At 65.3% G+C, this 5,339-nt stretch carries 6 protein-coding genes; 1 reads left to right on the forward strand and 5 read right to left on the reverse strand.

Annotated elements, in window-relative coordinates:
- Positions 1-102: 102 nt before the first annotated feature.
- Together E3T23_RS08270 and E3T23_RS08275 are read right to left on the reverse strand one after the other, a co-directional pair.
- Positions 103-1,116: an ABC transporter ATP-binding protein gene (locus E3T23_RS08270; RefSeq protein WP_134369912.1), complete on the reverse strand. Its 1,014-nt coding sequence runs from the start codon at positions 1,114-1,116 to the stop codon at positions 103-105.
- Between the two features lie 56 nt (positions 1,117-1,172).
- Entirely contained in the window at positions 1,173-1,919 is a 747-nt protein-coding gene (locus E3T23_RS08275; protein ID WP_241977772.1) for a TetR/AcrR family transcriptional regulator, read from the reverse strand.
- A gap of 130 nt (positions 1,920-2,049) precedes the next feature.
- Between E3T23_RS08275 and E3T23_RS15235 the strand changes: the two genes are divergently transcribed.
- Positions 2,050-2,202, forward strand: a complete 153-nt coding sequence (locus E3T23_RS15235) for a hypothetical protein (protein ID WP_166806252.1) — start codon at positions 2,050-2,052, stop codon at positions 2,200-2,202.
- 69 nt (positions 2,203-2,271) lie between these two features.
- Here the strand turns inward: E3T23_RS15235 and E3T23_RS08280 are convergent, their stop codons facing one another.
- From E3T23_RS08280 to E3T23_RS08290, 3 genes are all read right to left on the reverse strand, one after another.
- Positions 2,272-3,336, reverse strand: a complete 1,065-nt coding sequence (locus E3T23_RS08280) for a wax ester/triacylglycerol synthase domain-containing protein (RefSeq protein ID WP_134369913.1) — start codon at positions 3,334-3,336, stop codon at positions 2,272-2,274.
- Between the two features lie 726 nt (positions 3,337-4,062).
- On the reverse strand, positions 4,063-4,794 hold the full coding sequence (locus tag E3T23_RS08285) for an RES domain-containing protein (protein WP_134369914.1): 732 nt from the start codon (positions 4,792-4,794) through the stop codon (positions 4,063-4,065).
- A complete protein-coding gene (locus E3T23_RS08290) occupies positions 4,794-5,177 on the reverse strand; it encodes a hypothetical protein (protein WP_134369915.1) in 384 nt (127 codons plus the stop codon). The genes E3T23_RS08285 and E3T23_RS08290 overlap by 1 nt, the downstream gene beginning before the upstream one ends.
- Positions 5,178-5,339 lie beyond the last annotated feature (162 nt).

Here is a 5,339-nt window from a genome sequence, read left to right on the forward strand (position 1 = left end):
CGGCCGGTTCCCGGCGCACGGCCGGGGCGGGGGCCGGGGCGGGGGCGGGGGCGGGGGCGGGGGCGGGGGCCGGGGCGGGGGCGGACGATTCTCGCATCGTGGTCATTTCGTTGCCTTTCCGACCGTCCGGTCAGCGTTGGTGGATGCCGCCGGCACGCTGTAGAGCTTCAGAACCGACTCCTCGAGGTCGGGTTCCTCCAGTACCAGGTTGACGAGGTTCAAGGTCGCCAGGGCCCGAACGAAGGGTGACACCTCGCCCTCAAAGGTTGCCACCGCTTCGGCCTCCCCCGAAGATACGGGCGTGCACTCGAGGTTCTCGAGTCCAGGAAGAAGCTCAAGTCGCGCGCGCAGTTCGACGGGGCTGACTCCGGAAACAGTCATCCTCAAGTGGCGGATGGCGGACGCTCGCAGTTCTTCCACGCTCGCAATCGTCACGATCCGCCCGTCGCGCAGAATGGCTACCTCGTCGGCGGCCTGCTGGATCTCACTGATCACGTGCGAAGATAGGAATACGGTTTGGCCGGCGTCCTTCGCCTCGCGCACCAGCGTCAGGAAGACCTGCTGCATGAGCGGGTCAAGGCCGCTGGTCGGTTCGTCGAGCACCAGTAGCTCCGGCTCGTGCATGAACGCCTGCACGATGCCGAGTTTCTGCTTGTTGCCCTTGGAGAGTTTTCGCACGGGACGATCAAGGTCAAGTCTGAGCCGTTCGGCCAGTTCCTCGATTCGACCCTTCCGAACCGGCCCGGAGATGTCGGCATAGTGCCGGAGCAGTCGGCGCCCGCTGACCCTCCCCTCGAGGATCAGCTCACCCGGCAGATAGCCGATGCGTCGGCGCAGGGCGGGGCCGGCCAGCCGCGAATCGGTACCGAGTACGGTGGCTAAACCGCTGGTCGGGCGAATGATATCGAGAAGGGCCCGCATAGTGGTCGATTTCCCGGCCCCATTGGGGCCGATCATCCCGAAGACGCTGCCGCGCGGAACCGAAAAACTCACCCCGCGGAGGGCCTGGGCGCGCCCGAAAGACTTGATCAGGTCGACCACCTCGATGGCACAGTCCCGCCCCGGCGAAGTTCCGCCCTCGTGGGGTGGCCTGATGACGGCTTCGGCACGAATCATGTCGATGCGCCTCGATTCGACGGGACTCGATTCAACGGGTCTCGATTTAACGGGTCTCACGTGGTGGCCTTTCGGATCAACTGCGTTTGAGTGGGATGGTTGGGTGGGGTGGTCGCGTCGGAGCCGGCGAGGGCATCCGTCGTCACCCGCAAGACGGTGTCGTCGGCGTACAGACCGTGCGTGTAGAGCTCGGCAGAGGGCAGCGCCATCCGACGCATCGCGGCCGGGCTGAGGTTCGGGCCGTCAAAGCCGAGGGCTCGGCCGACGTGAGAGGCCATGGTCATCATGCTCAAGCTGGTCATGGTGATCAGCACGGCGACAGCACGCGGGTCGCTGAAGGCATTCATGCTGCCGTCGAACGCTCCGGCGCGGACGACCGCCTCGGTCTCATCGACGATCGCGTCGACGACCTGACGACCCGCAGGCGAGTCCTCGGCGATCGCCCGGGAGAGGTAGTCGATCTGCACCTGAAACTCGGCGGGGTCCGCCAGATAGTTCTGCAGAACAGAGGCAAGGCCCTCCGGGGTGGCCTTGTCGCGCGCCCGCGCCAGCACGCTGCCGAGAACGTGGTCGTCGCAGGCGAGCCGGAGTGCGTCCTTGCTTCCGAAGTGATGGATGACTAGGCCGGCGCTCACGCCGGCGGTCGCCGCAATGGCGCGCAAGTTGGCCTTGCGAAAGCCGTCCCGCGCGAAATGCACGACTGCGGCATCGCGGATTTTCGCCCGGGCATTGAGGTCAGCGATTGGTGACCGCGGCTCTGTACGCATGTTCAGTATGCTAAACCGTTGTTCAACCGGGGTCAAGTCCTCGAGTTGACTCGTAAGAAACCTCCGCGTTGCACCATTCATTGCCTCATTAAATAACCTCCGCGTAACGGCGTGGGTCGCGATTCGGCGGCGAATGTGGGTTATGCCCGTTTCTATGGAGCTGACGATGACGCAGCGGCAGGCTGTGACGATGAAGAAAGCGCTCGCGTATCGGGGCGTATACGGGGTCGGTAAGGGCCGGATTCTGTCCGAGTTGGTGGAGCTGACCGGGTGGCATCGCGACCATGCCCGGGCGGCGTTGACGCACAATGTGGTGTAGCCCAGGGCAAGGCGGGCGCCGATCTACGGTCCGGCCATGACGAAGGCGGCGTTCGGGCTGCGTTGACGCTCAACGTGGTGAAACCGTCCCCGCGTTTGTGCGGGTTCGAGCGGGGAACGGGACGGAAATGACGATAGTGCCGGGACCGGGGTCGGGGTCGCCGGTACCGCCGGTGCCGCATTTGCCGGGAGGTGCGGGCTGTCCGGGGACCTCACCGAGAGAGATATGTAGGCGGTTTAGAGCGCCGGCGATGGCCGTGAGCACTGCATCGTTTACGGTGGCGTCGTGGGCGCGGGCCGCTGCGTGTACCCGGGCGAGGTCCAGGCGGATGCTCGCAAACCGCCGCCGGGTGCCTGTGTGCCGGTTGAGCGAGCTCGGCTTCACGTGCAGGCGCAGCGCGCTGCGGAGCACGGCGGCTGCCCCGGCGAGGCGACGCAGGTCGATGGGTAGTCGACGCAGCGAACGGATGCGTTCGGTACGGGCATCGGCTACGAGGGCGGCTGAAGAGGGCGCCGGCCGAGGGAAGATCGGGCGAGCGGACCCGCCACCACTCCCTCCGCCGGGCCTCTCACGGGGTGCTGTTGAACCGGGCGGGTCCGGCCCGTCGACGAGGTTCGCGAGCACGGCGAGTCCGCCGATCCCGTCGGCGAGCACATGGTGGAACACAATGATGAGGGCCGAAACCGAGGCGGCATCCCCGGCACCAGAACTGGAAGTATCCCTGACCTCCTCCCCGGCATGGGCCTTCGCCTCGGTCACGAGCGTCGCTGACCAGAGCGGCCGGTCGAAGGGCAGTCGCGTGCCGATTATCCTCGCGGCGACCTCGAGGACCGCAGGCTCTCCTCCCGGGGCCGGGCATGGTTCCGAGAATAGATGGTTCGCCGGGGAGAACCGGGGGTCGTCGACCCAGACCGGGCGGCCGCGTCCTGCCGGCGGGCGCACGAGACGCTGCCGTAGGCGCGGCACCGACTCGATCCGGCGCCCGAGTATCTCGAGACCGCGGCGCTGGTCGAGCCCGCCGCTCGTGTCGAGGAGAAGCACGGACCCAACCTGGAGCGGGGTGGATCCCTGGTCGGTCGCGAGCGACATCAGGTCGTCCACGCTGACCCGGTCGATCAACTGCGGCATGAGCATAGCGCGACGCTATACCTATGACGGGCGTTCACCGGGCGGATGTGCGCGGGCGCCGGACCCCGCGTATCTGCCGCAATCTTTCGCTGCGGCCACAGTCGTTCCTGGCGCTGTCCGGGCGACTGGCGGCGACAGGTGAGTTTGGTGATGTCGGCAAACATCCGGCCTCAGCGGCCGGTGGAGGGGTTGTAGGTGATGTCGTCGAGGTTGTATTCGAGATAGGCGAATTGACCCTTCGGGCCGGCGGTGCGATCGCAATCGCATCCATCGGACTTTCCCGAGCCGAAGGTCGTCAGATCGATAGGACTTTGGCCGTGCTCGGCGCCACGCGAACTCTTCGCCGGAGAATCAACGGTTGGTACTCGCTGTTCGTCGTCGGCATAGGGTCCGTCACTGGCACTCTTTGCGGGGCGCTCGTGGTGGTCGGGTACTCGTTTGCTCTCCCCTCACGCGCCGACCTCCCTTACACCGAGCTCGCAATCATCGGACTGGGTGTCCCGCAGTTCACCGCGCTGATCACTGCGCTACTGCCGGGAGCATTGCCCGCGAATCAACCGAAACCACGGTGTATAAATCCCAGTCCCGTAAGCCGGACCTTGATCACACGCCGGCGCCACGAATAGGATCCGGGGGCTTGTGCCGAAGGAGCCGTCGCGTATGCCCAGCCCGGAAGGGCTTCGCAGTCGCGTGCGTCAAACGGGGCAGCAATTGGAACTGGGCGGGCTGTTGTTATCCCCAGCTCAGACCGTGGAGCCGCATCGCTGCCTCCACATCTGGGTTACCAGGGCGAAGGTCGCCAACAACGATGTTGCTCAGCTGCGCGCTGAACGCGCCATCAGTCGACCGCTCAAAAATGGTCCACAGTTCCAGATCGTTGCCGTGTCGAGAAAGGAACCGAACGCCATCGAACAAGGGCTGCCCGTCGTCGTTTGACATCTCGTAGATCTCGCGGCCGACGCGCTGGGTGAGCTCACGTGGTTCGCTGTTCTGAAGTGCCGACGAGTCGAAATCAGCCAATCCAAAGCCAACTGCGAGCGCACCGAAAGTGGGGCGAAGCGCAGCGATCGTTGCGGAGTCTGCGACGTCGCAGTATCTGCCGCTTAAGTTTGCGCGGGAGGCCTGGCGGACGCTGAGCCAGGACTCGTCGACTGTGCCGACGGGTACGGACGCATAGAGGGAGGCATCGGCTTCATCGACGCGGATGCCGCCCATGTCGGTTTCGAGTATCGGGTCAGGGCGGAACCGCGCGAGGACTTCGACGAGGCAGGCAAACAGGCTCGACCCCGCGTAGATCGTACGGTAGGCCGAGTCGAGCGAGTCCCAGCGCCCGTTGAATCGGCCGTTGATGGCGTGTGCCCAATCAACCCAGTTCCAGGGAGCCGGCCCGTACCCGATGCGCCAGACCTCGCCGGGGTCGGGGCGGACGGCCATGCGATCGGCTCTGTCCGGCGTGTTGTCCACTATCCGACGGCGGCGAACGCGCGAGCAGCGGCCAGCACGCGTGGGCCAACTTCGTCCGGATTGCCTTCGCGGATGAGTCGTGCCGGCGCGATGTCTTCGAGCTGGGGGTTCATCCCTTGGAACCAGGCCTGAACCACACGAGGCTGGTCCCGCTCGGTGAGCAGCCCGGCGACCTGGTACGCGAGCCTCAGCCGGCGCGTGACCTCGGCCGGTGGCTTTCGGACACCATCGGCCCACTGCCGTACGGCGCGGGTTTCCGTGACGGAACCCAGATAAGCAACCAGCTGGGCGCCCAGGAGCTCGCGCAGCTGGCCGACAAGTTCAGCAACATCCGAACGAATGGAAATCTCGTATGCTCGCAGTCCGGGAGTGGTTAGTGACATGTATATAGCCTACCTCCATACCAGTTCCAGTGACACTAGATATCCCAAGCCAAATCCCACCCAATATGACCGATAATGGTTATTATGTCAGCTGGTAGCTGACATCTTCGCATTGGACGCGAATACGCCGGTTCGGTCGACCTCCCCCTCGCGGCGCGGATC

Origin of the sequence: Cryobacterium cheniae, from assembly GCF_004403395.1 — a bacterium.
Classification (GTDB): Bacteria; Actinomycetota; Actinomycetes; order Actinomycetales; family Microbacteriaceae; genus Cryobacterium; species Cryobacterium cheniae.